This is a genomic window from Paraburkholderia elongata, assembly GCF_013177735.1.
Taxonomy (GTDB): domain Bacteria; phylum Pseudomonadota; class Gammaproteobacteria; order Burkholderiales; family Burkholderiaceae; genus Paraburkholderia; species Paraburkholderia elongata.
In genome coordinates, this window is the sequence record NZ_WOEZ01000129.1 from 1 (window position 1) to 991 (window position 991).

The window sequence follows — 991 nt, forward strand, 5'->3', positions numbered from 1 at the left end:
CGGCGTTTTTCGCGATCCAGTCCTTCGCCTTCTGCACGCTTTCGTCAGTGCCTGTCTTGTCCTGGCAAACAGTCACCGAGAATCCGCCATCGCCGCTGCGTGCGAGGGTGTAGCTGACAAAGCCTTTAACCGAACGCATCAGTTCTTCGACGTCAGCCGTGCGCTTCTCTAGCAGATCGAACAACTCCTTTGCACCCTTTCCGGAAAATCTCCTTATAACAGTTTGCATGATTGCATCCTCCTGTTTGACCAGCGAAACGAGCATGCCGCACGAACAATGTGTGCAGCGGGTAACTGCTCTTTCCGACAGCGTGTAGTGCGTGGAAGTAATTGAGAAGGCCGCGCACCTGACTTCCGCGACCCATACCAAGTGTAGTAACTGTACCGTCGTAGTAAACCTGAGGAGCGGTGCAAAATCCAGGTGCCTTCAGCCAACGTCCGCAATTGCCTGGCCGCACATCCAGATCGGCCTCGTCAAGGCGCTCGGCGGCGGTTTCGATGCCAACGCCGCTGACCTCGCGGTGCCCGCTGGTGCATCGGTCGCGCACGCCTCGAGCTGAACCCGGCGCACACTTGATGGTTAAGCGGCCGAGATTGAGAATAGGGAGAGCATTCCGATGAGCGACACCCACCAAACTGCCGCGAGCGTGAAGCCGAAATCGAACGGCAAGCGCAAGCGCATGATGACGCTGCTCGTCATCGTGATCCTGATTGCCGCGGTCGCCTACGGCCTGTACTACTTCGTCGTCGCACGCTTTCACGAGGCTACCGACGACGCCTACGTCAACGGCAACGTCGTGCAGATCACGCCGCAAGTGACCGGCACGGTCATCGCTGTCAACGCCGACGACACGCAGACGGTGAAAGCCGGCGATCCGCTCGTCATGCTCGACCCGGCCGATGCGCGCGTCGCGCTGCAGCAGGCCGAAGCCAATCTGGCGCAGACAGTGCGCCAGGTGCGCGGCCTGTTTGCCAACGACAACCAGTACCA

The 991-nt window shown here is 59.6% G+C and carries 1 protein-coding gene and 1 pseudogene; one reads left to right on the forward strand and one right to left on the reverse strand.

Annotated features, from left to right (window positions below):
• Positions 1–229: hypothetical protein (locus tag GNZ13_RS24475; RefSeq protein ID WP_172168996.1), on the reverse strand; the 229-nt coding region annotated here is incomplete at its 3' end.
• 388 nt (positions 230–617) lie between these two features.
• On the opposite strand from GNZ13_RS24475, the pseudogene GNZ13_RS24480 reads away from it, so the two are divergent.
• Positions 618–991, forward strand: a pseudogene (locus GNZ13_RS24480) (EmrA/EmrK family multidrug efflux transporter periplasmic adaptor subunit); the annotation flags it as partial.